Raw genomic sequence first — 24941 nt, forward strand, 5'->3', positions numbered from 1 at the left:
GGGGCTGTTCTTCAGCCCCGAGTTGTTTCTGATTCATTAGACGAGACTGACTTCATGGCCCTCGACATTCACGCCCACCGCATCCTGATCCTCGACTTCGGTTCCCAGTACACCCAACTGATCGCCCGCCGCGTGCGTGAAATCGGCGTGTATTGCGAACTGCACCCGTTCGACATGGATGACGAAGCGATTCGCGAATTCGCACCGAAAGGCGTCATCCTCGCCGGTGGCCCCGAGTCCGTGCACGAAGCCAACAGCCCGCGCTGCCCTCAAGCCGTATTCGACCTGGGCGTGCCGGTCTTCGGTATCTGCTACGGCATGCAGACCATGGCCGAGCAACTGGGCGGCAAGGTTGAAGGTTCCGAGCTGCGTGAATTCGGTTATGCCCGTGTAGATGTGGTCGGCAAAAGCCGCCTGCTGGACGGCATCGAAGACCACGTTGACGCCGATGGCCTGTTCGGCCTCGACGTGTGGATGAGCCACGGTGACAAGGTCACCAAGATGCCGGAAGACTTCCACATCCTGGCCAGCACTCCAAGCTGCCCGATCGCCGGCATGTTCAGCGACGAGCGTCGTTACTACGGCGTTCAGTTCCACCCGGAAGTGACCCACACCAAGCAAGGCGGCCGCATCCTGTCGCGCTTCATCCTCGACATCTGCGAGTGTGAAGCCCTGTGGACCCCGTCGAAAATCGCTGAAGACGCCATCGCCAACGTGCGTGCCCAGGTTGGTACCGACAACGTGCTGCTCGGCCTGTCCGGCGGCGTTGACTCCTCTGTGGTTGCTGCGCTGCTGCACAAAGCCATCGGCGACCAACTGACCTGCGTGTTCGTCGACAACGGCCTGCTGCGCCTGCACGAAGGTGAGCAAGTGATGGCCATGTTCGCCGAGAACATGGGCGTCAAGGTGATCCGCGCCAACGCTGAAGACCAGTTCCTCAACAACCTGGCCGGCGAGTCCGACCCGGAGAAGAAGCGCAAGATCATCGGTCGTACCTTCATCGACGTATTCGATGCCCAGTCCAACAAACTGGACAACATCAAGTACCTCGCCCAAGGCACCATCTACCCTGACGTGATCGAGTCGGCCGGCGCCAAGAGCGGCAAGGCCCACGTGATCAAGTCCCACCACAACGTGGGTGGCCTGCCTGAGGAAATGAACCTCAAGCTGGTAGAACCACTGCGCGAATTGTTCAAGGACGAAGTCCGTCGTCTGGGCCTGGAACTGGGCCTGCCGTACGACATGGTCTACCGCCACCCATTCCCAGGCCCGGGCTTGGGCGTGCGTATCCTCGGTGAAGTGAAGAAGGAATACGCCGACCTGCTGCGTCGTGCCGACCACATCTTCATCGAAGAACTGCGCAAGGCCGACTGGTACCACAAGGTCAGTCAGGCGTTCGTAGTGTTCCAGCCGGTGAAATCGGTTGGCGTTGTCGGCGATGGCCGTCGTTACGCCTGGGTCGTTGCCCTGCGTGCCGTAGAAACCATCGACTTCATGACCGCCCGCTGGGCCCACCTGCCGTACGAACTGCTGGAGACTGTCAGCGGCCGTATCATCAATGAGATCGAAGGCATCTCGCGCGTTACTTATGACGTGTCGAGCAAGCCGCCAGCGACGATTGAGTGGGAATGATTGGGCGTCCGGCATTGTCCGGTACGATCTAGCAAGAAATACCCTGGAGCCCGCGTAATTGCGGGCTTTTGGTTTTTTGGTGCTGGCAAGTTCTGGCCGCTTTGTGCATCGCTAAGACAGTTACTTCATCAACGATACTAACGCTGTATCACAGTCTTCCAGTGGGGGGCTAAGCCAGTAGATGCAGGGCATTTTCTGCTCCGCCAAATCAAGGATGGAACATTTATGAAAATACGGATCTGGCTCAAAAGCTTCGCGTTGCTAATGCTGGTGGGCCTGGTGTTGAGTACAACGCTTCACTTCGCGCTTTACCTGCCGTTCATTGTGAAATACGTGGGGGTGGGTAGTTCACTCGGCCAGAAGATGCTGATATTCACTGCCATGGACATCCTTGCTTACCTAGTCTGGGTCTTGCCGGCAGGGTTGTTGTTGATATTCAACTTACGAAAGTCCGCCTACGGTGTAATGCTCATCGTAATTCTGACCTCCCTGAAATTCCCAGAGGCTCTTGCGCTGGCGCAATTGCTGATGTGGCTGTGGGCTGTGTGTCTGGTGCTGAGGACTGTGTTGCTGGCGGTGTGGCTAAGCGGGTGCAAACTTCGCGACCTTTATAACTATCACCGTTCCAAATGATTGCGACCCCAGCAGGGCTTCAAGCGAGTTAGAAGAATTCATCCAGCAAGCAGTAAAACCTCATGCGCTGCTCATCAGGCTCAATACCGTAACGCTCGAAAAATGGCTTTACCCATTCCGGCCCAAGGTTACGCCCGATGCTGCGTGCCGCGAGCGCCAAGTCTTGGTATCGGTCGCTGATACCCAGGCGCCCGCAGTCGATGAACCCACTGAAACGGCCGCCTTGCGCCATGAAATTTGGCAGGCAGGCGTCACCATGGGCCACTACCAGATCATGGGTGTTTGGCTGAGTCGACAAGAGTTCGGCCAGCACATCTTCCGCGCTGCGTCCGAGTCGTTCGTCGTCGAAGTCTGTCTCATCGACCAGCCCGGCACGAACGCGCTCCCGCGCGAGCCCGATGCGTTGCTTTAGAGGGTGATCGAAGGGGCATTGCGCGATGGGTATCTGGTGCAAGGTACGCAGGGCCGTTGCCAGTATGTCGATGGTTTGCGTGGCAGACAGCGTGTTGGCGCTGGCCAGGTCCTGTCCCGGAAGGGCGGTCATCAGCACCCAGTGGTGATGGTTTTCTGTCAGCTCAGCCAGCACGATGGGCGCCGGCAAATTAACCTGCTGGAGCCACCGAAGGCGCTCGACTTCATCCGCAAGCTCACCGAACGCTCCCTGGGGCTCGGCCTTAAGGAACAGGTCTGCACCACAGCCCTGGCTCAGGCGAAACACGTCAGCCCGCGATTCACCGATGGACTGTTGCTCAATCAGCGCTTGCGGGAACTGTTCACGCCACGCGTTCGGAATATGCACTGTGCTTTCCGTTCTCGGCTCAGCGCCGCGCAATATCCGAAAAGTAAAACTTATCCAACGTATGCCGCGACTCGGTGTACTCGAACTGCCGCCCATCCTGCAAAAACGTCTGGTTGCTCACCACGATCACGTGGCTTTGGCCGTCGAGGTCTAGGTGTGTCTGGTCGTCTTTACTGCGGGGCAGGGCTTCGATGGTGCGTTGGGCGTAGCTGATCTGCAGCTGCAAGGTCTGCTCGATAAACGCGTAGATCGACTGCTCGGCAATTGCTTGGTCCAGGCCAGGGATCAGGTCGGCGACAAAGTGGTTGATGTCGAGAATCACCCGTTTACCACCGATGCGCCGCACGCGTTTGATGCGGGTGATCAGGCTGCCGGGTTCGGCTTCGATGTGTTGCTGCAATGAGCCTTCCAGCGGGAACTGCGTGAACTCGACCACTTCGGTGTGTACGTCATCGCCCAGGTCGGCGTGGGTTTCGTGGAAGCTGACGATGCCACCCAGTTGAAATTCGATCGGGTTGGGCGACAGGACGAAGGTGCCTTTGCCGTGGATTTTTTGCGCAAAGCCGCGTTCCTGCAGCTGCTCGATGGCGCGACGCACGGTGCCACGGCTGGCCTGGTAGCTGTCCATCAATTCGGTTTCGGAAGGAAGGCGCGTACCGCGTTGCAGGCGTTCAGTGGTGATGCTGGCAAGCAGATCCGTATAGATCTGGTTGTATTTGCTCATGTGATGGCTGCTCTGTGCCCGGCTTTCTGTAGGTGAACGGTGCGTTCAAGGCAGGAACCTTAGTGGCAGCGGTGGGGTTTGTCCATTGGGCCTTGGAAAGCGGTAAGCCAATATTTTTAAACTCGTCTGTACGAGTTGTTGCTTTAACTCGTACAGACGAGTACTTTTGGCTTCGGCGTGCTGCCAATGACTGCCCTCAAATAAAAAAATCAAAGTGGAAACCAAGCATGAGCCACGACTATTCAACGATCGCCCGCGAGATTCTCGACAACCTCGGGGGGCGCGAAAACCTTGAGCAAGCTGCCCACTGCGTGACCCGCCTGCGCCTGGCGCTCAAGGACCCAAGCCTGGTCAATAACAGCGCGCTGAACCAGGTCGATCTGGTCAAAGGCTCGTTCTTCACCGGTGGTCTGTTCCAAGTGGTCATCGGCCCCGGCGAAGTGGAAAAGGTCTACGCCGCCCTGCGCGAACAGACCGGCCTCGCCGCTGCCACCATCGCCGACGTAAAGAAGAAGGGCGCCGACAAGACCAACGCCATGCAGCGTCTGGTGCGGGTGTTTTCCGATGTGTTCATGCCGATCCTGCCTGCGCTGATCATCGCCGGCCTGCTGATGGGCGTGAACAACTTGATGGGCGCCAAGGGCATGTTCATCGAGGGCAAGACGTTGCTGGAGGCGTATCCGAACCTGGATGGCCTCTGGAGCCTGATCAACCTGATGGCCAACACCTCGTTCGTGTTCCTGCCGGCGCTGGTGGGCTGGTCGGCGGCGAAGCGGTTTGGCGGCAGTGAAATCCTCGGCATCGTGCTCGGGTTGATGCTGGTGCACCCGGACCTGCTCAATGCCTGGAACTACGGCAAGGCGGTGGCGGGGCTCGACGGCCAGAGCCTGCCGTATTTCGATATTTTCGGCTGGTTCAAGATCGAGAAAGTCGGCTACCAGGGGCAGATCCTGCCGATCCTGATGGCGGCGTATGTGATGAGCGTCATCGAGAAATGGCTGCGTGCTCGCGTGCCCAATGCCATTCAACTGCTGGTCGTGCCGATCACCACCATCGTCGTTACCGGCGTGCTGGCGTTGGCGATCATCGGCCCGGTGACCCGTCACCTCGGCATCCTGATCACCGAAGGCGTGGTCACCCTGTTTGACCTGGCGCCCATGCTCGGCGGGGCGATTTTCGGCCTGCTGTATGCACCGTTGGTGATCACCGGCATGCACCACATGTTCCTCGCCGTGGACCTGCAACTGATTTCCACCCAAGGCGGCACCTTTATCTGGCCGATGATCGTGATGTCCAACCTGGCCCAGGGCAGCGCCGCGCTCGCGGTGTTCTACATGACCCGTAATGCGCGGGACAAAAGCATGGCCTCGACCTCGGCGATTTCCGCGTACTTCGGTATCACTGAGCCGGCGATGTTCGGGGTGAACCTGCGCTTCAAGTTTCCGTTCTATGCGGCATTGCTCGGCTCGGCGCTGGGCAGCATTTTCCTGTCGATGAACAAGGTGCAGGCGTCGGCCATCGGGGTGGGTGGCTTGCCTGGGTTTATTTCGATCGTGCCGAGTGCCATTCCGATGTTTGTGATTGGGATGGTGGTCGCGATGGTGGTGCCGTTTGTTCTGACCTGTGCGTTGAGCATGAAGATTGTTCGGCCGGGTTATCGCGTCGCCTGATCGACCGCTATCGGGGGCAAGCCCCCTCCCACATTTGACCGCGCTCCCCTGTGCCGGCGATAGGGCCCAAGAGGCCGGCACACAATTCAACTGAAGGAACCCAGCATGCAAACCTGGCAACACTCGGTGATCTACCAGATCTACCCCAAAAGCTTCCACAGCCACGCGGGTAACGCCACCGGTGACCTGCTGGGCATCGTGGACAAACTCGATTACCTCCAATGGCTGGGCGTGGATTGCCTGTGGATCACGCCGTTCCTGCGCTCGCCGCAACGGGACAACGGCTACGACATCAGCGACTACTACGCCATCGACCCCAGCTACGGGACCATGGCCGACTGCGACCTGCTCATCAGCGAAGCGGCCAAGCGCGGAATCAAGTTGATGCTCGACATCGTGGTCAACCACACCTCCATCGAGCACGAGTGGTTCCAACAAGCGCGCAGCAGCCTCGACAACCCGTACCGCGACTTCTACATCTGGCGTGACCAGCCGAACAACTGGGAATCCAAGTTCGGCGGCTCGGCCTGGGAATACGAAGCGCAGACCGGCCAGTACTTCCTGCACCTGTTTGACCACACCCAGGCCGACCTCAACTGGGACAACCCCAAGGTCCGTGCCGAAGTGTTCAAGCTGATGCGCTTCTGGCGCGACAAAGGCGTAGGCGGTTTCCGGCTGGACGTGATCAACCTGATCTCCAAGCCTGCCGACTTCCCCGAAGACACCAGTGACGGCCGCCGCTTCTACACCGACGGCCCCAACGTGCACGAATACCTGCAAGAGATGCACCGCGAAGTCTTCGAAGGCCATGACCTGATCAACGTCGGCGAAATGTCGTCCACCAGCCTGGAACACTGCATTCGTTACTCTCGGCCTGAGTCGAAAGAACTGTCGATGACCTTCAACTTTCATCACCTGAAAGTGGATTACCCCAACCTGCAGAAGTGGGTAAAGGCCGACTTCGATTTCCTGCAACTCAAGCGGATCTTGTCTGACTGGCAACTGGGCATGCAGGCCGGTGGCGGTTGGAATGCATTGTTCTGGTGTAACCACGACCAGCCGCGAGTGGTCTCGCGCTTTGGGGATGACGGTGAACACCGCGTGGTCTCGGCGAAGATGCTCGCCACGGCGCTGCACTTCCTCCAGGGCACACCGTTCGTGTACCAGGGCGAAGAGTTGGGCATGACCAATCCGGGTTTCGACGCGATCGAACAGTACCGCGATGTGGAGACCCTCAATATCTATCGCCTCAAGCGCGATGCCGGTGAATCCGAGGCGTCGAGCATGGCGGCGATCATGCAGAAATCCCGCGATAACGGACGCACACCGATGCAGTGGAACACGCAGGCCAACGCTGGTTTCAGCAGTGGCGAGCCGTGGATCGGCGTTGCGGCCAATGCGGCGCAGATCAATGTCGACAGCCAGCGTGATGACCCGGACTCGGTGCTGCATCACTACCGCGCGCTGATCGCCTTGCGTCGTCACGAACCGCTGATTCAAGAGGGCGTTTACTGCGAACTGCTGCAAGACCATCCCCAAGTCTGGGCTTACCTGCGCGAGGGCCACGGCGAACGCCTACTGGTGCTGAACAATTTCTACGGGCAGCCCTGTGACATCCAACTGCCCGAGAGCGTGATCAGTGCGGCGAGCGAGCAGCGTCTGTTGATCAGCAATTACCCCGACTGTCCGCGGCGTACGTCTTCGGTGGTGCTGCGCCCTTACGAATCCTTCGTGCTGCATCTCAAGGACTAAGACCCGTTGTAACCCCCGTATGGGAGTGCGGGGGCGCTGCAAAAAAACATAATAAAAATATCGGAGTGCTTCATGAAAACAACAATAAAGTTGGGCCTCGTTGCATCCTGCCTGAGCCTGCCTCTCGGCGCTCAAGCCCTCGAATTCGCCGGCTATTTGCGTAGTGGCGCGGGGACGTCAACCGGCAGTGGCCCGCAGCAATGTTTCCAACTTCCGGGCGCGCAATCCAAATATCGTTTGGGTAATGAATGCGAGCAATACGGCGAACTGGAACTGCGCCAGGACCTGCTGACCTTTGACGATGGCTCGGTGCTTAGCGTCGATGCCATGGCTTCCCTCTACAACAAGTACGACCGCGAGCTGAAATTCCAGGGCGAGAATAACGGCTCGGCGCGCATGCCGCAGATGTATGCGCAATGGTCGAACCTGCCCGCCCTCAACGGCGGTTCGGTGTGGGCCGGTCGGCGTTACTACAAACGTAACGACATCCATATCTCCGATTTCTACTACTGGAACCAGAGCGCCACCGGCGGCGGCATCGAGGACGTGCTGATCGGCGACCTTAAATACAGCTACGCCATTTCGCGCAAGGACAACCTGTACCAGAAGGAATACGCCACCCGTCACGACTTCAACGTCGCGGGCTTCAAGACCAACCCCAGCGGCGAGCTGGAGCTGGGCTTGAGCTATATCGAGAAAGCCGGCGGTCGCGATACCAACAGCGGCTGGGCACTGACAGCGCAGCACGTGCAAAAACCTTTCCTCGGCGGCAAGAACAAATTCGCCCTGCAATACGGCGAAGGCCCCGGCACTGGCCTGGGCTACACCGGCAATACCTTCCTGGATAAAAGCAGCAAAAGTTATCGCGCCGTGGAGTTCTTCGACTGGCAAGTGACCCCGCGCTTTGGTGGGCAGATCGAGGCGGTGTACCAGAAGGATATTCGCCCCGGCAGCCAGGACCAGACCTGGATGTCCATCGGCGTGCGCCCGGCCTATGCCCTCAGCGAGCAATTCAAACTGGTCACCGAGCTGGGCCATGATCAAGTCGATGCCAGCGGCGGTACGCGCAAGTTGAGCAAATTCACCTTCGCCCCGACATGGTCGCCCAAAGGTCCGGATTTCTGGGCACGGCCCGAAGTGCGCTTGTACTACACCTATGCCACCTGGAACGAAGCTGCCAAGCGTGCGGCGAATGAACTGGCGGCTGGTTCGGCGTTATCCGACACCGGGTCCTACGGCACCGCGCGGCATGGATCGAACTTTGGTGTGCAGGTCGAGTATTGGTGGAAGTGATCCCTCTTCTGCCCAATGATTTTTACAGAACCAAACAGCAGGTGACGTCATGACCGCAACTCAACCCCTGGAATTGCTGGCGCCTTTATCCGGCGTGCTGCTGGCGCTGGATCAGGTGCCGGACCCGGTGTTCGCCAGCCGCATGATCGGCGACGGCCTGTGCATCGATCCCACCTCGCAGACCTTGTGCGCACCGTTGACCGGGGTGGTCAGCAATATTCAGAACACGGGGCACGCGGTGAGTATCACGAACGACAACGGCGTGCAGGTGCTGATGCATATCGGCCTGGATACCGTGAACCTGGCGGGCAAGGGCTTCACCCGATTGGTCGAAGAAGGCCAGCGGGTGGAGGCCGGCGAGCCGCTGATCGAAATTGACGCTGACTACGTGGCGCTCAATGCCCGCAGTTTGCTGACCCTGATGCTCGTGGTCAGCGGCGAACCGTTCACCCTGCTGGCAAACGGTGCTGTAGACATCGGCCAGCCGCTGTTGCAGGTATCCCCAGGCGAGCCGATTGAAGCTGCAAGCGAGGAGGAGGGTGATGCGCTGTTCTCCAAACCGCTGAGCCTGCCCAACGCCAATGGCCTGCACGCGCGCCCGGCGGCGGTATTTGCCCAGGCGGCGAAGGGGTTCAATGCGAGCATTTATCTGCACAAGCAAACCCAAAGCGCCAACGCGAAATCCCTGGTGGCGATCATGGCGCTGCAAACCGTGCAGGGCGATATCTTGCAGGTGAGTGCGGCGGGAGAAGAGGCTGAGGCGGCCATCAAGGCGTTGGTGGAATTGCTGGCGCAAGGGTGCGGCGAGCCGGTCGCGGCAACGGTGGCGGTGGTTGAGTCGGTGGTGTCTGCGACTGTGCTGCGAGGTGTTTGCGCATCGCCGGGTTCGGCGTGTGGTCATGTGGTGCAGGTGGCTGAGCCTGAGCTGAACATCCCTGAAAAGGGCGCGGGCGAAGCGGTCGAGCGTGCCGCGCTGGCGCGTGCGCTGCGGGCTGCTACGGAAGCGCTGCAAACCTTGCAAGCCAAGGCGGTCGGCAGTGCCCAGGCGGAGATTTTTCGTGCTCATCAGGAATTGCTCGAAGACCCGACCCTGCTGGAACACGCCCATGGCCTGCTCGCCGCTGGCAAAAGCGCAGCATTTTCCTGGCACAGCGCCACGGCGGCCACGGTCAAGTTGTTCCAGGGGCTGGGCAATGCGCTGATCGCTGAGCGTGCAGCGGACCTGGCCGATGTGGGCCAGCGCGTACTCAAACTGATCCTGGAAATTGAGGACCGCGCCTGGGATCTGCCCGAGCGCGCCATCTTGATCGCCGAGCAACTGACCCCGTCACAAACCGCCAGCCTCGACACCGGCAAGGTGTTGGGGTTTGTTACGGTCGGCGGCGGTGCGACCAGCCATGTGGCGATCCTCGCCCGTGCTTTGGGTTTGCCAGCGATCTGTGGTGTGCCCGTGCAAGTACTGGCGCTGGCCAACGGCAAACACGTCCTGCTGGATGCCGATAAGGGTGAGCTGCACTTGGAGCCGAACCAGGCTGAGATCGAACAGTTGAAAGCCGCACGTCAACAACAGGCACAGCGACAGCAGCGCGACGTTGCACAGGCTGCGTTGCCCGCCATCACGCGCGACGGCCATCACGTTGAGGTCACGGCCAACGTCGCCTCATTGCAGGAGGTGGAGCAGTCACTGACTCTCGGCGGTGAAGGGGTCGGCTTGCTGCGTTCGGAGTTTCTGTACCTCGACCGCAGCCGCGCGCCGAGCCCGGAGGAGCAGGCCAGCACCTACACGGCCATCGCCCGCGCCCTGGGCGCTGAGCGCAACCTGGTTGTGCGCACGTTGGACGTGGGCGGCGACAAACCGCTGGCCTACGTGCCGATGGAGGCCGAGACCAACCCGTTCCTGGGCTTGCGCGGCATTCGCCTGTGCCTGGAGCGCCCGGAACTGTTGCGCGAACAGTTCCGCGCGATCCTCGCCAGCGCCGGCCTGGCGCGGCTGCATATCATGTTGCCGATGGTCAGCCTGCTGTCGGAACTGCACCTGGCCCGCAGGATTCTCGAAGAAGAAGCGCTGGCGCTGGGGGGGGGCGAGTTGCCGAAGCTGGGGATCATGATCGAAGTGCCCTCTGCGGCGTTGATGGCAGACGTGTTTGCGCCCCATGTGGATTTCTTCTCCATCGGCACCAACGACCTGACCCAATACACCCTGGCCATGGATCGCGACCACCCACGCCTGGCCAGCCAGGCGGACAGCTTTCACCCGGCGGTATTGCGCTTGATCGCCACCACCGTCAAGGCCGCCCATGCCCATGGCAAGTGGGTTGGCGTATGCGGCGCGCTGGCGTCCGAAGCGCTGGCGGTGCCGGTGCTGATCGGGCTGGGGGTGGATGAGTTATCGGTCAGCGTGCCGTTGATCCCGACCATCAAGGCCACCGTGCGCGAGCTGGACCTGGTCGACTGCCAGAGCATTGCCCGTCAGGTGCTGGGCCTGGAAGAGGCCGCCCAAGTGCGCGAGGCCTTGCGTGGCTTTCACGCGGCGACCGTCGAAACCTCATCTGTGCTGGAGAACTGAGCATGTTGGATAAATTAAAGCAGGCGTTCTGGAAAGCCCTGACCCCGGATTTGATTGCCGAAACGGTCGAGGCGCCGACGCAGAGTCTAGTGTCGGCCGACGTGCTGAGTGCGTTGGGTGGCGCGGATAACCTCACGTCGCAACAGCGTGTGGCACTGACGCGGGTTAGGGTGCAATTGCAGGATGTGGGGCGGTTGGATGAGGCAGCGTTGAAAGCGGCGGGTGTGCCGGGTGTGATGGTGTTGGCGGGAGGTGTGGTGCACCTGATCACTGGCCTACAAGACTACCGTGATCGAATGTGAGCCGTTTGAATGGGGTGTAATTTACTTGCTTGTGGTGAGCGGGCTTGTCCCGCGCTGGTTGGTGGCGTTTAGAGCTTAGGGTTGTCTTCCGCAGGCTTGGTCTTGTCCACACCTGGCACATGCAGGTTGCCTTCGACCACCTGGTTGCCTTCCAGCTGCGGCTGCGTCACCCACGTCAGAATGTCGTAGTAGCGCCGGATGTTCGCCACAAAGTGCACCGGCTCACCGCCCCGGGCGTAGCCGTAGCGGGTCTTGCTGTACCACTGCTTCTGCGACAGGCGCGGCAGCATTTTCTTCACATCCAACCACTTGTTCGGGTTCAGGCCTTCTTTCTTCGCCAGGGTGCGCGCGTCGTCCAGATGGCCGGTGCCGACGTTATAGGCGGCGAGGGCAAACCAGGTGCGGTCCGGCTCGGCGATGCTGTCGTCCAACTCATCCTTGATTTTGGCCAGGTACTTGGCGCCGCCCATGATGCTCTGCTTGGGATCCAGGCGGTTGGACACGCCCATGGCCTGTGCGGTGTTCTGTGTCAGCATCATCAGGCCGCGCACGCCGGTCTTGGAGGTGACCGCCGGTTGCCACAGTGATTCCTGGTAGCCGATGGCCGCTAACAGGCGCCAGTCGACCTTTTCTTCCTTGGCATAGGCCCGGAAGTGTTTCTCGTATTTGGGCAGGCGCTGCTGCAGATGCTGGGCGAAGGTGTAGGCGCCGACATAACCGAGCACATCGACGTGCCCGTAATAGCGGTCTTTGAGACGTTGCAGGGTGCCGTTCTTTTCCACCTTGTCCAGGTAGCTGTTGATCTCGTTGAGCAGGCTGTTGTCTTCGCCGGCGGCCACGGCCCAGCTCTGGTTGCTGGCGTTGCCCAGGTCGAAGGCCACGCGTACGTTGGGGAAGTACACCTGGTTCATCGCGACTTCGTTGGAGTCCACCAGGGTCAGGTCGATTTGCCCCTCGTCCACCATGCGCAGCAGGTCGACCACCTCAACCGCGTCGGATTCTTCGTACTCGATTGCAGGGTTTTGCTTTTTCAGCTCGGCCAATTGCTCGGCGTGGGTACTGCCCTTGAGCACCATGATCTTCTTGCCCACCAGGTCCGCCGCGTTCGTCGGCCGTGACTGGCCGTTGCGGTAGATGACCTGCGGAGTGACTTCAAGGTAAGGATGGGAGAAACGCACCTGTTGCTGGCGCTGCTCGCTGCTGACCAGGCCGGCGGCGGCGAGCACCGGGCCATTGGTCTTGCCCAGTTGGCCGAACAGGTCGTCGAGGTTGTCGGCAGTCTCGATCTCCAGCTTCACGCCCAGGTCGTCGGCAAAGCGCTTGACCAGTTCGTATTCGAAACCGGTTTCACCGTTGCGGTCCTGGAAATACGTGGCCGGGCTGTTCCGGGTAATGACCCGCAATACGCCATCCTCCTTGATTCGCTCAAGCGTGCTGGGTTTATCAACACAGGCGCTGAGCATCAGGAAGAGTCCGGTGGCGATGAGCCATTTGGCGCATCGCGGGCGCAAAGCAGTTGGTGAGAACATCTGCGCAGTATACGCAAACGGCCCACGGCGCCATATCTCGACAGCGGGGGACTTGTCTGCTAGCGCCGCCAAAACTGTGCTGCAGCCCGCAGAAACGTGGCTTGGCGGGCAAATGTGACGGTTAAAATAACTACGCGCAATGCCTTGGATAACGCCCCGATAGTGTGCAAACCGTGCCAACTGACGTCCGGCAGCAGCCAGCGATGCCGTTTCGGGTGCCGTTGGCGATGGTTTACGCTAGAATGCACGGCCTCAAAGCACACCCCTTCCCGAGGCTGTCCCGAAGATGTTGATCCTGCGCGGCGCTCCTGCCCTTTCTGCCTTTCGCCACAGCAAACTCCTTGAGCAACTGAGCCAGAAGGTTCCAGCGGTTACAGGCCTGTATGCTGAATTTGCTCACTTCGCCGACGTTACCGGCGTATTGACCGCCGACGAACAGCAAGTGCTCGCACGCCTTCTGAAGTACGGCCCAAGCGTTCCCGTTCAAGAGCCGACCGGCCGCTTGTTCCTGGTTCTGCCACGGTTCGGCACCATCTCGCCCTGGTCGAGCAAGGCCAGCGACATCGCCCGCAACTGCGGCCTGGAAAAAATCCAGCGCCTGGAGCGCGGTATCGCCTTCTACGTTGCCGGCCAGTTCAGCGATGCCGAGGCCGAGCTGATCGCCAGCAGCCTGCACGACCGCATGACCCAGATCATCGTCAGCCAGCTCGAACAGGCTGCCGGTCTGTTCAGCCACGCCGAGCCCAAGCCGCTGACCGCGATTGACGTGCTTGGCGGTGGCCGCGCCGCCCTGGAGAAGGCCAACACCGAACTGGGCCTGGCCCTGGCCGAAGACGAGATCGACTACCTGGTCAACGCCTTCAACGGCTTGAAGCGCAACCCGCACGACATCGAACTGATGATGTTCGCCCAGGCCAACTCCGAGCATTGCCGTCACAAGATTTTCAACGCCAGTTGGGACATCGACGGCCAGAGCCAGGAAAAAAGCCTGTTCGGCATGATCAAGAACACCTACGTGATGCACAGCGAAGGCGTTCTGTCGGCGTATAAGGACAACGCCTCGGTCATCGTCGGCTCCGTCGCCGGCCGTTTCTTCCCGGATCCAGAGACCCGCCAGTACGGCGCGGTTCAGGAACCGGTGCACATCCTGATGAAAGTCGAAACCCACAACCACCCGACCGCGATTGCCCCGTTCCCTGGCGCAGCCACCGGTTCCGGCGGTGAAATCCGTGACGAAGGTGCTACCGGACGTGGCGCCAAGCCAAAAGCCGGCCTGACCGGTTTCACCGTGTCCAACCTGCAGATCCCTGGCTTTGAACAGCCGTGGGAAGTGCCGTACGGCAAGCCTGAGCGCATCGTTACCGCCCTCGACATCATGATCGAAGGCCCGCTCGGCGGCGCCGCGTTCAACAACGAGTTCGGTCGCCCGGCTCTGACTGGCTACTTCCGTACCTTCGAACAGTCCATCACCACTCCCCATGGTGATGAAGTGCGCGGTTACCACAAGCCGATCATGTTGGCTGGCGGCATGGGCAACATCCGTGAAGAACACGTCAAGAAAGGCGAGATTCTGGTCGGCTCCAAGCTGATCGTGCTGGGTGGCCCGGCGATGCTGATTGGCCTGGGCGGCGGTGCTGCTTCCTCTATGGCAACCGGCACCAGCTCGGCTGATCTGGATTTTGCTTCCGTACAGCGTGAAAACCCGGAAATGGAGCGTCGCTGCCAGGAAGTCATCGACCGTTGCTGGCAATTGGGTGACAAGAACCCGATCAGCTTCATCCATGACGTCGGTGCTGGTGGTTTGTCCAACGCCTTCCCGGAACTGGTCAACGATGGCGACCGTGGTGGCCGTTTCGAACTGCGCAACATTCCAAACGACGAGCCGGGCATGGCCCCGCACGAAATCTGGAGCAACGAATCCCAAGAGCGTTACGTGCTGGCCGTCGGTCCTGAGGACTTCGCGCGCTTCCAGGCCATCTGCGAACGCGAGCGCTGCCCGTTTGCCGTGGTCGGCGAAGCCACTGCCGAGCCGCAACTGACGGTCACTGACAGCCACTTCGGCAACAGCCCGGTGGACATGCCCCTCGAAGTGCTGCTGGGCAAAGCCCCGCGCATGCACCGTTCAGCGGTGCGTGAAGCCGAGCTGGGCGATGATTTCGACCCAAGCACACTCGAACTGGCCGACAGCATCGAACGCGTGCTGCATCACCCGGCCGTGGCGAGCAAAAGCTTCCTGATCACCATTGGTGACCGCAGCATCACCGGCCTCGTAGCCCGTGACCAAATGGTCGGCCCATGGCAGGTGCCGGTGGCCGACGTTGCCGTCACCGCCACCAGCTTCGACGTCTACACCGGTGAAGCCATGGCCATGGGCGAGCGTACGCCGCTGGCCCTGCTGGACGCCCCGGCGTCGGGCCGCATGGCCATTGGTGAAACCCTCACCAACATCGCCGCGTCGCGTATCGGCAAACTATCTGACATCAAACTGTCGGCCAACTGGATGTCCGCTGCCGGTCACCCGGGTGAAGATGCGCGTCTGTATGACACCGTAAAAGCGGTCGGCATGGAGCTGTGCCCGGAACTGGGCATCACCATTCCAGTGGGCAAGGACTCGATGTCCATGGCCACCCGTTGGAACGAAGACGGCACCGACAAGAGCGTGACCTCGCCGCTGTCGTTGATCGTGACCGGTTTTGCACCGGTTACCGATGTTCGCCAGACCCTGACCCCGCAACTGCGCATGGACAAAGGCACCACCGATCTGATCCTGATCGACCTGGGCCGTGGCCAGAACCGCATGGGCGCCTCGATCCTCGCGCAAACCCACGGCAAGCTCGGCAAAGTGGCGCCGGACGTTGACGACGCTGAAGACCTCAAAGCCTTCTTCGCCGTGATCCAGGGCTTGAACGCCGACGGCCATCTGCTGGCTTACCACGACCGTTCCGACGGCGGCCTGCTGACCAGCGTTGTCGAGATGGCGTTTGCCGGTCACTGCGGCCTGAACATCGTGCTCGACAGCGTTGCCGAGGATGCATCCGAGATCAACGGCATCCTGTTCAACGAAGAGTTGGGCGCCGTGATCCAGGTTCGCCAGGACGCGACTCCGGACGTACTCGCTCAATTCAGCGCCGCTGGCCTGGACGACTGCGTGGCGGTGATTGGCCAGCCGATCAACAACGGTGAAATCAATATCTCGTTCAACGGCGATACAGTGTTTGCCGGTCAACGCCGTCTGCTGCAACGCCAGTGGTCCGAGACCAGCTACCAGATCCAACGCCTGCGTGACAACGCCGATTGCGCCGAGCAGGAATTCGACGTGATCCTGGAAGAAGACAACCCGGGCCTGAGCACCAAGCTCAGCTTCGACGTCAACCAGGACATCACCGCGCCGTACATCAAGAAAGGCATTCGCCCACAAGTTGCTGTGCTGCGTGAGCAGGGCGTCAACGGCCAGGTGGAAATGGCGGCGGCGTTCGACCGTGCCGGCTTCAATGCGATTGACGTGCACATGAGCGATATCCTCGCCGGTCGCGTTGACCTCAACGAGTTCAAAGGCCTGGTCGCTTGCGGCGGTTTCTCCTACGGCGACGTGCTGGGTGCCGGTGAAGGCTGGGCCAAGTCGGCCCTGTTCAACAGCCGTGCCCGCGATGCGTTCCAAGGCTTCTTCGAGCGCAACGACAGCTTCACCCTGGGTGTGTGCAACGGTTGCCAGATGATGTCCAACCTCAGCGAACTGATCCCGGGCAGCGAGTTCTGGCCGCACTTTGTGCGTAACCGTTCCGAGCAGTTCGAAGCCCGTGTCGCCATGGTGCAGGTGCAGGAGTCCAACTCGATCTTCCTGCAAGGCATGGCCGGTTCGCGCATGCCGATCGCCATCGCCCACGGCGAAGGCCATGCCGAGTTCGCGAGCGAAGAAGCCTTGCTCGAAGCCGACCTGTCCGGTTGCGTGGCCATGCGCTTCGTCGACAACCACGGCAAAGTCACCGAAAACTACCCTGCCAACCCGAACGGCTCGCCGCGCGGGATCACCGGCCTCACCAGCCGCGACGGCCGCGTGACCATCATGATGCCGCACCCGGAACGTGTATTCCGCGCTGTGCAGAACTCGTGGCGCCCGGAAGAGTGGAACGAAGATGGCGCCTGGCTGCGCATGTTCCGTAACGCTCGCGTTTGGGTGAACTAAGGTCGTGTACAAGCTTGCCTTCTTTGTGCCCGACAGCCATGTAGAGACGGTGAAAACCGCCGTCTTTGCAGCCGGCGGCGGGCGCATTGGCGACTACGACAACTGCGCCTGGCAAGTGCTGGGCCAGGGCCAATTCCGCGCGTTGGACGGCAGTCAGCCGTTTATCGGCCAGGTTGGCCAGGTCGAAGTCGTCGAAGAATGGAAGGTCGAGTTGGTGGTGGCGGATGCGCTGATCGTGGCTGTTGTGGCTGCGTTGAAGCTGAGCCACCCCTACGAGACACCGGCGTACGAGGTATGGCAGTTGGCGGATTTTTGATTCGTTGACGGCATAAACAAGAAACCCGCTGGGCCAGTTTGGTCAGCGGGTTTTTTGTTGCCTGGATTACGGCGCGGGCGTCAGTTGTACCTGGGCGCGTACGGCGTCGATCAAGGTGGTCTGGTAGAGGAAGCGCTGCTGCGCCATGCCCCAGCGATCGATGTAGAACAGGCCCTGGTCATCGACCTGGATCGGGGTCGAGACGATTTCGCCGCTGCGGGATTTGTGCAGCAGGTTGCTTTCGGCCATTGACGGGTGTTCGACCAGAAAGTGGCCGGACACTTTCAGTCGGGTGCGGTCCAGCGGTACGAATGCGGCAGGCTCACGCATGCCAGCCACGCCGACCTTTAGCGTGAAGTCGCTGCGCAGTGCCGTCCAGCGGGTTTCCAGACCTGTCTCCCAGCGGCCGGGGTGGATGGGGGACGCCAGGTTGGGCGCAGCGTCGCGGATATGCAGGCTGGCGGCGCCTTGCAGCTCGGCCAGGCCGGGCACTTGCAGGTGGGTGTTGGTGTGGGCGCTGCCGATGAACGCCACCCATTTGTGTGGGCCGTGCGCCGCCTGGTCAGCGTCGATCACCCGTGACGCGAAGTAGCTGAACATCTGGTTGCGCGCCTCTGTGTTTGCGCCCTTGACGTGGTAACTGGCGGTGCAGTCGAGTGCGCGTACACGCAACCCATATTTGTTGGCTTGCTGGATCACTTCGAAGTAGGTGTTGGCGCCACTGTAGAGCGGCATGTGCCCGGCATCCTGGCGTTTGAGGTAGTCCTTGAGCGTGGGCGAAAGGCGTTTGGATTGGCGGAAGGCATCCAGCTCGGCCTGGTGCAGGTCGGTGAGCAAATGTTCGACGTACAGCGTGTCGAACTTGAGCGCCTTGAGTTGCTTCATGTGTTTGATCAGGAACGCCTTGCTCGTCTGCGCGCTGTGGGCCTCGCCGATGACCAGCCCCGCCAGCCGGCTTTCGCTGACAGCGCGCAGAAACGGTTCCGGCTGCGTCTGCCCGTTGAGTCGCGACAGTTCCGGGCGAGCCGGCAGGGTGTGCTGGCTGAAGTACTGCTGTGCATCTTGGGTCAGACGCTCCCGCGTTTTCTTGAACACCGAAAACGCCTTGCGGTGCTCGGGGGCCGGCAGGAAATGACTGTCCAGGCCGTGGGACTGGTATGACTGGGTCTGGATGCTTTCGCGCAGGTCCGCAGCGATATCGTAGTCGCTGTAATGCGTGACCGTTGCCGCACCACTCGACGGGGCAGGGGATTCTACGGTTTGTTCAGGCCCGCGCACGGCCAGGGTGTAATCGGCGGAAGCGTCGCTGGCGTCGATGCGCAAACCCACGGCATGGTCAGCGCCGACATTTTCCACGCGCACAGCAACTGCCTTGTGCAGATCGGCCAAGCCCGGGACTTGATCGGCCGCGCGCATGCGCGCGGGGTCCAATAGGGCAATCCAGCGCTCATCGGGCAGGGCGTCGCTGTCGCCTTGCAGGACTTTGTGCGAGTAGAAGTTGCGCAACGCGGTGCTGCGCGTTGTGGTGGGTGGGGTGTCGCCGAGGTTAAGGGCATCATCCAGGTCGTAGCAGGTCGAGGCGTCCAGTGCCTTGATCTTGATGCCTTTGGCCGAAGCCTTGCGTACCAGCGCCACGTAGGAGAATTCGGCGTTGTCGGCAAAGCCCATTGCCTTGTCGACGAGCTTCAGATGCCGCTCGATGTGCTTCCAGGATTTGCCGCTGTTGAGCTTGTCCAGTTTCAGGCGAAACACATCACCGGGCAGGTATTCGATGTACAGGCGCTTGAAGCCTTTGTTGAGCAGCGCGTCGATGTTCTCGATAAGCACCTGCTGGCCGACACCGCTGCCGGGGATGGCGCCAATGATCAGGTTCGGTGCGCGGCTAAATGCGGGGTTATCGGTGAGCGTGGCCAACGATGTCTCCCGCGTTACGGTAGGTACCTCGGCACGGGGCGCGACGGGCGGCTGCTGGCGGAAAAAGTCCTCGGCGTCGCGGGTCAAGTGGCTGACTTGTTGCTGATACACATCGCGCACCGGCTGCAATTCTCGGGACGCCGCAGCGACGGTGACGTGCGGGTTTTGGTACACCCAGTCACCCTGTTGGCGCAGTTGCGCCGTGAGGTCGGGGTTGAGCACCTGCTCCAGCTTGTCCGCGTACTGGGGGGGCATCTCGTAGTGCTTGAGCGCATCGGGGGCCTGCGGGACTTTTTGATACTTCGGCGCGCCGCCAGTCACTCCGGTACGGCGCCATACACCTTGGGCATCCGGTGCCGCGAGGCGGGTGGTGGAGACCAGCTTGCCGGTGACCGGGTCGAGGCGATAGAGCAAATAGCGTCCGATCGGGTCCGGAGTCTGATGAGCCCAGAGATATTCGCCATTGAACAGCACCGATTGCATCCCCGCAGGCTTGAGTGGCGCCGGTTCCACGGCGCTGATCAACTGCAGCGTCGGGCTCTGTACGAGGCGCCTTGGGGCCTGGCGCACGGCGAACTGTTGCAAGGTGCCGAGGGCCGGGCGCAGGTCGGTGAACAGCCCGCCGGCGCTGTTGAGCAGGTAACCCATCAAGTGTTCCAGGGCCTGGGCGTTGTCGCCCTGGTGGTAAGCGTGCAGAGCCAGCATGGCGTCCTTGAACGCCAGCGCCAGACCGATGCTCAGGCTCAGCACTGGAAAAGGCGCGGTAGCGATGGCGGCAACCCATTCCACACAGGTCCAGGCGATGCCGCTGATCATCTGGGTACGGTTGACGGTAGTCGCGTGAACATCATCAATGGTGCGTTGCAGCTTGAGGTCATACACCTCGCGCCGCAGGTCCTGGATCTGGGTTTGCGCGCGTATCGGGTCATAGCGCGGCGGGCTGATGCTGGTTTTATCCAGCCCTTCAGGCAACTGGTGCCGGGCGTCCTCCAGGAATGTGCGCACTCGTCCCTGGGACTGCACCGCGACGCGTTGCACCAGGTAACCGAGCATGCCGGGCAGTTTTTTCAGCAAGTAGTTGAACTGCCTGGCTTCGCGCACGCTGATGCCATCCGGAGCATTGGGGGTGTAGAGCAGCGTTGGGTCATCGGCATGGGTGAACAGATAGCAGCCGATCACCCAGTCGCCGTCGATGACCAGGCGGTGTATCCCATGGTCGCGGCGGATGGCCGGTGCCGTCTCGCCCATCTTCGCAATACTGCGCTCCAGCCATTCCCGGTCGATGGACGCGATATCCCCCTGCAAGTGAGATTCCAGAGCGGCACTGCGCAATTGCCCTTGAGTAATGGCCAGTGTGGTATCGCGGCGCAGCTTGTAGTCCGGGCTGCCGACGTTCAGTAGGCGTGTCTTGATCTCATCGATGTAGCGCTGGCCGATCCAGACGCCGGTGACCGAGCGTGCGACTTTTTCGGCGGTCAATGGGCTCAGATCGATGCCTTCGGGGCCTTTGAAGTGTGCCGAGCGCGAGAACTTTTCGTCGAGAAAACCGATGCCGTCGGCATAGCCGTCGCGATACAGCTGGGTGTAGTTGATGGGCGCAGCCTTTGCCGACCCCGGTGAGTAGGCCCAAACAGTGTCGGGGTCGACATCGTTGCGTGGGCGTCCCAGCAGCTCATTCAGACGGGCGCGCGCCTGCTCATGCAGGTAAGCGCTGAAGCCCGGCACTTGCGCCTCGGACAACGAATAATCGTTGTAGGCGCGCAGACCGCCTTTGGTGTCGTCCGCCAGTTTCATCAGGGTTCGCCGCGTGGTCAGCGGCGCCGCGCGGAACCAGGTAGGCGTGCTGAACTCATCGTCATCCAGGCGCGTGGCCAACACATGGGTGGCCATGGCCTTGAGGCAATCGGCATGGCTGCCGGCGTGTCCGAAGCTGATTTCGCGGTGTTCCTGGGCGTGAAACTTGTAGCTCAGGCCGCTGAGCACCTGTTTCATCTTGGCCCGAAAGCGCAGGGCGACGCGGCTGATCAGGTAATCGGTGAGGGTACCTGGCGGCGATTTGAGGCCATTGTCCAAAGTCCAGCCGAGGATGTGGTTCTGGCAGGCAATTTCACTGTCGAACGCCTGGAACTGTTGCTCGCGCGGAGCCTGCGGCGTACATAGCAACACGCGGTCGACGGCGCCGCTGGCGTCGCGCCTGAGCAGCACCCACAGGTCTTGCAGTTGGGCCTCGTGCAGCGCCAGGGTCGTGGCGCTCAGCAATGGATCGCTGTCTTGGCGCACGCGTTGGATCAGTTCGAAATCGTCAGCAGTGAGATGCCCCTGCAGCATTGCGGTGCAGGCCAGCGCGTTGATTCTGTGGTCGAGCATGGCTTCGATGGCCTGGCACAGCTCGGTCTTGGCATGCAGCTGCTTTTGCAGGTCCCTGAAGTCGATACGCGGTTGCAACGTGCCCATTTGTTGCGCGAGCCAGGCCGGCGTCAGCGCGGCGTAGGTGTCGGGCAGTGGCGCGCCGTCGTAGCTGAGGCTGGTCTTTTCGAGGAAGTCGGAACCGGCGTTTTCATCGTCGGGATGCAGGCCGCGCAAGGCCAATTCGACCAGGTCGCGTTTGTGGCTGTATTCACCGATCGGTGTGACGGCGCGGCGGGTGGTCACCAGCAAGCGTTGTGGTTCCAGGTCGTGGATATCCAGGTCATCGCTCAGGCGCTCCAGCCATTGGTGGCGTGCCAGGGTGTACGGCGTGGCCAGGGCGCCGAACAGTTGTTCCAGGCGCTGCCGGGACTGGTCGTAATGCTGCAAGTGTTCGGCGAGTCGTGCGCGTTGGGTGTCTGAGGCGCTGCGGTACCAGTCTGGCGCGCTGTGCCGTAACCATCGGTCGAGCAGCAATTGGGCGCGCCATTGCAGTCGCGCGCCGAGGTCGGGCACGGCGTCGACGATGGCCTGCTCCAGCGCATTGATCAGTGTCTGCGCGTCAGTGTGCGGGTTGTCCACCAGGCTCAGGGCGCGGTCGATGTCGGCGCTGCGCTTGGCGATCAGTTGGTTGTCGAGGTGCTCGAACAGTGGCCGTTCGCTGATCGGGGTCAATGCTAGCGGCCAGATGGCTTGCGGCGTCAGTGCGCGGTAGTCGCTTGCCAGCAGGCCCATGAAGTGAGCGCGCTCGGCGGCGGTGTCCAGGCGTTGGAACAGATCGCTGTCGAGGTCGGCCAGTGAGGCGAAAAATTCAATCCCGCGCGAGGGAGTGAACAGTGCCACGCGGCCAACCGGCGTGCTCGATTGAAGCTCGCTTACCACCGGGCTTGAATGTTCGGTCAGCACAAACGCACCGGCCAGTTCGATGGTTTGCCCCTGGTATTCAAAGGTCAGTGCATACAGGCCGGGGCGTTGCGTGACGCCCAGTGGTACGCGGTCCAGGATCGCCTGCTCTTGAGGATGGAACAGGCGATCGGCGACCGCGAGTGCGGTTTCGTGGGTCAGTGCGATGTAGCCGGCTTCAAAGGTCATGAAGGATTTGCGCGCTTTGCCGTCGATCTGCTCGCGGCTATCCATATCCAGCAATTGCGTGTTGAGCGTGGCCTTGAGCGTGGTCAGCAGGGCCTGACCTTCAGTACTGCGCAGATCGCTGTTGGCCAGGTTCTGGTACAGCACGCGGCTGTTTGTCAGGAACTGCTGGCGGTAGTTTTCCAGATGGGTATTCAGGCGCTCCAGGTACGCGAGTGGAGGCGACGCTGGCTGCGTCGGCAGCAGCGGTGCATCGAGGTCGAGCAGGTGATGGCCGATCAAGTTGAGTGAGCCTTTGATCTCGTCAAAGGTCAGGGGTGGGGTGGAAGTGCTCACGGGCACAGGCTCCATGCTGAGGATTGGAGCCCTCAGCATGGGCACGACCGCCCCGAACAGGGCGGTAGATAGGTAGGTCAGGCGCCGGCGCGGACTGGCTGGCCAGAGGTCAAGGCCTTGAGTGCGGCGCTTAAGCCTTGGGCCTGCTCGCCGACCAGCAGGTGCCACACACCGGCGTCGATCCGGCTGACACCCTGGCAACCGAGTGCCGTGAGCTGCGCCTGCGACAGCGCGTTTTCGTCGGCCAGGTGCAGGCGCAGGCGGGTCATGGCCACGCATTCCAACTGCACGACATTGGCCTGACCGCCCAGCGCATCCAGCCATTGCTGCGCCACGGTCGAGGCAACGTTGCTGGCTTGAGTCGGCGCAGTGGCGCTGGCAGGTGATGTGCTGACGGAGGTCGGCATCGCCAGACGAATCTCATCGGCAATGCTGTCTGCCAGCGGCCCGACCACTACCTGCAAACTGCCGCCGTTGCCCGGCCGCACGATAGCCATCGCCCCCAGGGCTTTGAGCTCGGCATCCACGGCCTTGTTGCGGTCAACCATGTCCAGGCGCAGGCGAGTGGTGCAGGCGCCGACGCTCAGCAGATTGTCCGCGCCGCCCAAGGCGCGGATGTACGCCGTGGCGCGCTGGTTGTCGCTCATTGCTTCGGCCGGTGCCACTTGGCCGTCTTCACGGCCCGGGGTTTTCAGGTTGAAGCGGCGAATGCAGTAGCTGAACACCGTGTAGTAGATCGCTGCGTACGCCAGCCCCACCGGCACCACCAGCCAGCCATTGGTGGACTTGCCCCAGCCCAGCACCATGTCGATAAACCCGCCGGAGAAGGTAAAGCCCAGGTGGATATTCAGCATATTGGTCACGGCCATCGACAGACCGGTGAGCAGCGCATGGATCAGGTACAGGAACGGCGCGAGAAACATGAATGCGAATTCAATCGGCTCGGTCACGCCGGTGAGAAACGAGGTCAGCGCCATCGATAGGAAGATCCCGCCCATCACCTTGCGCCGTTCCGGCAGGGCGTTGCGGTACATCGCCAGGCACGCGGCGGGTAGGCCGAACAGCATCACCGGGAACATGCCGGTCATGAATTGGCCACCTTTGGGGTCACCGGCAAAATAGCGGGTCAAGTCGCCGGTCACTACGGCGCCGGTGGCCGGGTCGGTGAAGCTGCCGAACACAAACCAGGCCATGTTGTTGAGGATGTGGTGCAAGCCGGTGACGATCAGCAGGCGGTTGAACACGCCGAACACGAACGCGCCGATGCTGCCGCTTTCCATCAGCAGCACGCCGAAACTGTTGATGCCGTGCTGGATCGGCGGCCAGATCAGGCCAAAGATCACCCCCAGCCCAACCGCTGAGAACCCGGTGACAATCGGCACGAACCGTCGCCCGCCGAAGAAGGCCAGGTACTCAGGCAGCTTGATGTCCTTGAAACGGTTATACAGCGCACCGGCCATCAGGCCGCTGGCGATCCCGGCGAGCATGCCCATGTTGATGCTGGTGTCCATCACCTTGAGGGTAGAGATCATCACCAGGTAGCCAATCGCACCGGCCAGCCCGGCTGTGCCGTTATTGTCGCGGGCAAAGCCCACGGCGATACCGATGGCGAAGATCAGCGCCAGGTTGGCGAAGATCGCCTGGCCGGCATCGTGCATCACTGCGATGTTGAGCAGGTCGGTATCGCCCAGGCGCAACAGCAGGCCGGCAATCGGCAGGATGGCGATAGGCAGCATCAGCGCGCGGCCCAGGCGTTGCAGGCCTTCGATGAACAGTTGGTACATGGCGGGTCTCCTT

Annotated in this window: 14 protein-coding genes; 9 read left to right on the forward strand and 5 right to left on the reverse strand. The window is 61.2% G+C overall.

All coding sequences use genetic code 11. The features are described from left to right. The first annotated feature begins 54 nt into the window (after positions 1 to 54). Positions 55 to 1632: a glutamine-hydrolyzing GMP synthase gene (gene guaA, locus ACEN2T_RS25410; protein WP_032890732.1), complete on the forward strand. Its 1578-nt coding sequence runs from the start codon at positions 55 to 57 to the stop codon at positions 1630 to 1632. 225 nt (positions 1633 to 1857) lie between these two features. Continuing rightward, positions 1858 to 2265 (forward strand): hypothetical protein, encoded by a 408-nt coding sequence (locus ACEN2T_RS25415; RefSeq protein ID WP_032890734.1) that lies wholly within the window; start codon positions 1858 to 1860, stop codon positions 2263 to 2265. A gap of 28 nt (positions 2266 to 2293) precedes the next feature. On the opposite strand, the gene ACEN2T_RS25420 is transcribed toward ACEN2T_RS25415, so the two are convergent. After that, positions 2294 to 3064, reverse strand: coding sequence for an APH(3')-II family aminoglycoside O-phosphotransferase (locus ACEN2T_RS25420; protein WP_442117757.1), 771 nt, complete (start codon positions 3062 to 3064; stop codon positions 2294 to 2296). 19 nt (positions 3065 to 3083) lie between these two features. Then, the gene (treR, locus tag ACEN2T_RS25425) at positions 3084 to 3788 is read right to left on the reverse strand and encodes a trehalose operon repressor (protein ID WP_032890738.1); all 705 of its coding nucleotides are present in this window, start codon (positions 3786 to 3788) and stop codon (positions 3084 to 3086) included. A 227-nt stretch (positions 3789 to 4015) separates the two neighbouring features. Between treR and treP the strand changes: the two genes are divergently transcribed. The 5 genes from treP (at position 4016) to ACEN2T_RS25450 (ending at position 11371) form a co-directional block, all read left to right on the forward strand. Then, positions 4016 to 5458, forward strand: coding sequence for a PTS system trehalose-specific EIIBC component (gene treP, locus ACEN2T_RS25430; protein ID WP_032890740.1), 1443 nt, complete (start codon positions 4016 to 4018; stop codon positions 5456 to 5458). Between the two features lie 105 nt (positions 5459 to 5563). Continuing rightward, on the forward strand, positions 5564 to 7210 hold the full coding sequence (gene treC / locus ACEN2T_RS25435) for an alpha,alpha-phosphotrehalase (RefSeq protein ID WP_122753163.1): 1647 nt from the start codon (positions 5564 to 5566) through the stop codon (positions 7208 to 7210). A gap of 72 nt (positions 7211 to 7282) precedes the next feature. Next, positions 7283 to 8503, forward strand: coding sequence for a maltoporin (locus tag ACEN2T_RS25440; protein ID WP_442117758.1), 1221 nt, complete (start codon positions 7283 to 7285; stop codon positions 8501 to 8503). Positions 8504 to 8552: 49 nt separating this feature from the next. Beyond that, positions 8553 to 11069: a phosphoenolpyruvate--protein phosphotransferase gene (ptsP, locus tag ACEN2T_RS25445; RefSeq protein WP_442117759.1), complete on the forward strand. Its 2517-nt coding sequence runs from the start codon at positions 8553 to 8555 to the stop codon at positions 11067 to 11069. A 2-nt stretch (positions 11070 to 11071) separates the two neighbouring features. Continuing rightward, positions 11072 to 11371, forward strand: coding sequence for a PTS transporter subunit EIIB (locus ACEN2T_RS25450; protein ID WP_442117760.1), 300 nt, complete (start codon positions 11072 to 11074; stop codon positions 11369 to 11371). Positions 11372 to 11439: 68 nt separating this feature from the next. On the opposite strand, the gene mltF is transcribed toward ACEN2T_RS25450, so the two are convergent. Beyond that, positions 11440 to 12900, reverse strand: coding sequence for a membrane-bound lytic murein transglycosylase MltF (mltF, locus tag ACEN2T_RS25455; protein WP_032890750.1), 1461 nt, complete (start codon positions 12898 to 12900; stop codon positions 11440 to 11442). A gap of 286 nt (positions 12901 to 13186) precedes the next feature. On the opposite strand from mltF, the gene purL reads away from it, so the two are divergent. Further along, positions 13187 to 17083 (forward strand): phosphoribosylformylglycinamidine synthase, encoded by a 3897-nt coding sequence (gene purL / locus ACEN2T_RS25460; protein ID WP_181639812.1) that lies wholly within the window; start codon positions 13187 to 13189, stop codon positions 17081 to 17083. A 4-nt stretch (positions 17084 to 17087) separates the two neighbouring features. Further along, positions 17088 to 17399 carry an NGG1p interacting factor NIF3 gene (locus ACEN2T_RS25465; RefSeq protein WP_095185810.1) on the forward strand — a complete coding sequence of 104 codons (312 nt, stop codon included), beginning with the start codon at positions 17088 to 17090 and terminating at the stop codon, positions 17397 to 17399. Positions 17400 to 17465: 66 nt separating this feature from the next. Here the strand turns inward: ACEN2T_RS25465 and ACEN2T_RS25470 are convergent, their stop codons facing one another. Together ACEN2T_RS25470 and nagE are read right to left on the reverse strand one after the other, a co-directional pair. Further along, positions 17466 to 23144 (reverse strand): membrane-targeted effector domain-containing toxin, encoded by a 5679-nt coding sequence (locus ACEN2T_RS25470; protein WP_442117761.1) that lies wholly within the window; start codon positions 23142 to 23144, stop codon positions 17466 to 17468. Between the two features lie 77 nt (positions 23145 to 23221). Continuing rightward, entirely contained in the window at positions 23222 to 24928 is a 1707-nt protein-coding gene (gene nagE / locus ACEN2T_RS25475; RefSeq protein WP_442117762.1) for an N-acetylglucosamine-specific PTS transporter subunit IIBC, read from the reverse strand. Positions 24929 to 24941: the final 13 nt, after the last annotated feature.

The organism is Pseudomonas sp. W22_MBD1_FP4 (assembly GCF_052113765.1).
Lineage (GTDB): Bacteria > Pseudomonadota > Gammaproteobacteria > Pseudomonadales > Pseudomonadaceae > Aquipseudomonas > Aquipseudomonas sivasensis.

What these genes read in the sequence shown, in the direction of transcription:
- ACEN2T_RS25440 (WP_442117758.1), top strand. Translation starts at nt 7,283, where the DNA reads ATGAAAACAACAATAAAGTTGGGCCTCGTTGCATCCTGCCTGAGCCTG.
- treC (WP_122753163.1), top strand. Translation starts at nt 5,564, where the DNA reads ATGCAAACCTGGCAACACTCGGTGATCTACCAGATCTACCCCAAAAGC.
- ACEN2T_RS25415 (WP_032890734.1), top strand. Translation starts at nt 1,858, where the DNA reads ATGAAAATACGGATCTGGCTCAAAAGCTTCGCGTTGCTAATGCTGGTG.
- purL (WP_181639812.1), top strand. Translation starts at nt 13,187, where the DNA reads ATGTTGATCCTGCGCGGCGCTCCTGCCCTTTCTGCCTTTCGCCACAGC.
- guaA (WP_032890732.1), top strand. Translation starts at nt 55, where the DNA reads ATGGCCCTCGACATTCACGCCCACCGCATCCTGATCCTCGACTTCGGT.
- treP (WP_032890740.1), top strand. Translation starts at nt 4,016, where the DNA reads ATGAGCCACGACTATTCAACGATCGCCCGCGAGATTCTCGACAACCTC.
- mltF (WP_032890750.1), bottom strand. Translation starts at nt 12,900, where the DNA reads ATGTTCTCACCAACTGCTTTGCGCCCGCGATGCGCCAAATGGCTCATC.
- ACEN2T_RS25450 (WP_442117760.1), top strand. Translation starts at nt 11,072, where the DNA reads ATGTTGGATAAATTAAAGCAGGCGTTCTGGAAAGCCCTGACCCCGGAT.
- nagE (WP_442117762.1), bottom strand. Translation starts at nt 24,928, where the DNA reads ATGTACCAACTGTTCATCGAAGGCCTGCAACGCCTGGGCCGCGCGCTG.
- treR (WP_032890738.1), bottom strand. Translation starts at nt 3,788, where the DNA reads ATGAGCAAATACAACCAGATCTATACGGATCTGCTTGCCAGCATCACC.
- ptsP (WP_442117759.1), top strand. Translation starts at nt 8,553, where the DNA reads ATGACCGCAACTCAACCCCTGGAATTGCTGGCGCCTTTATCCGGCGTG.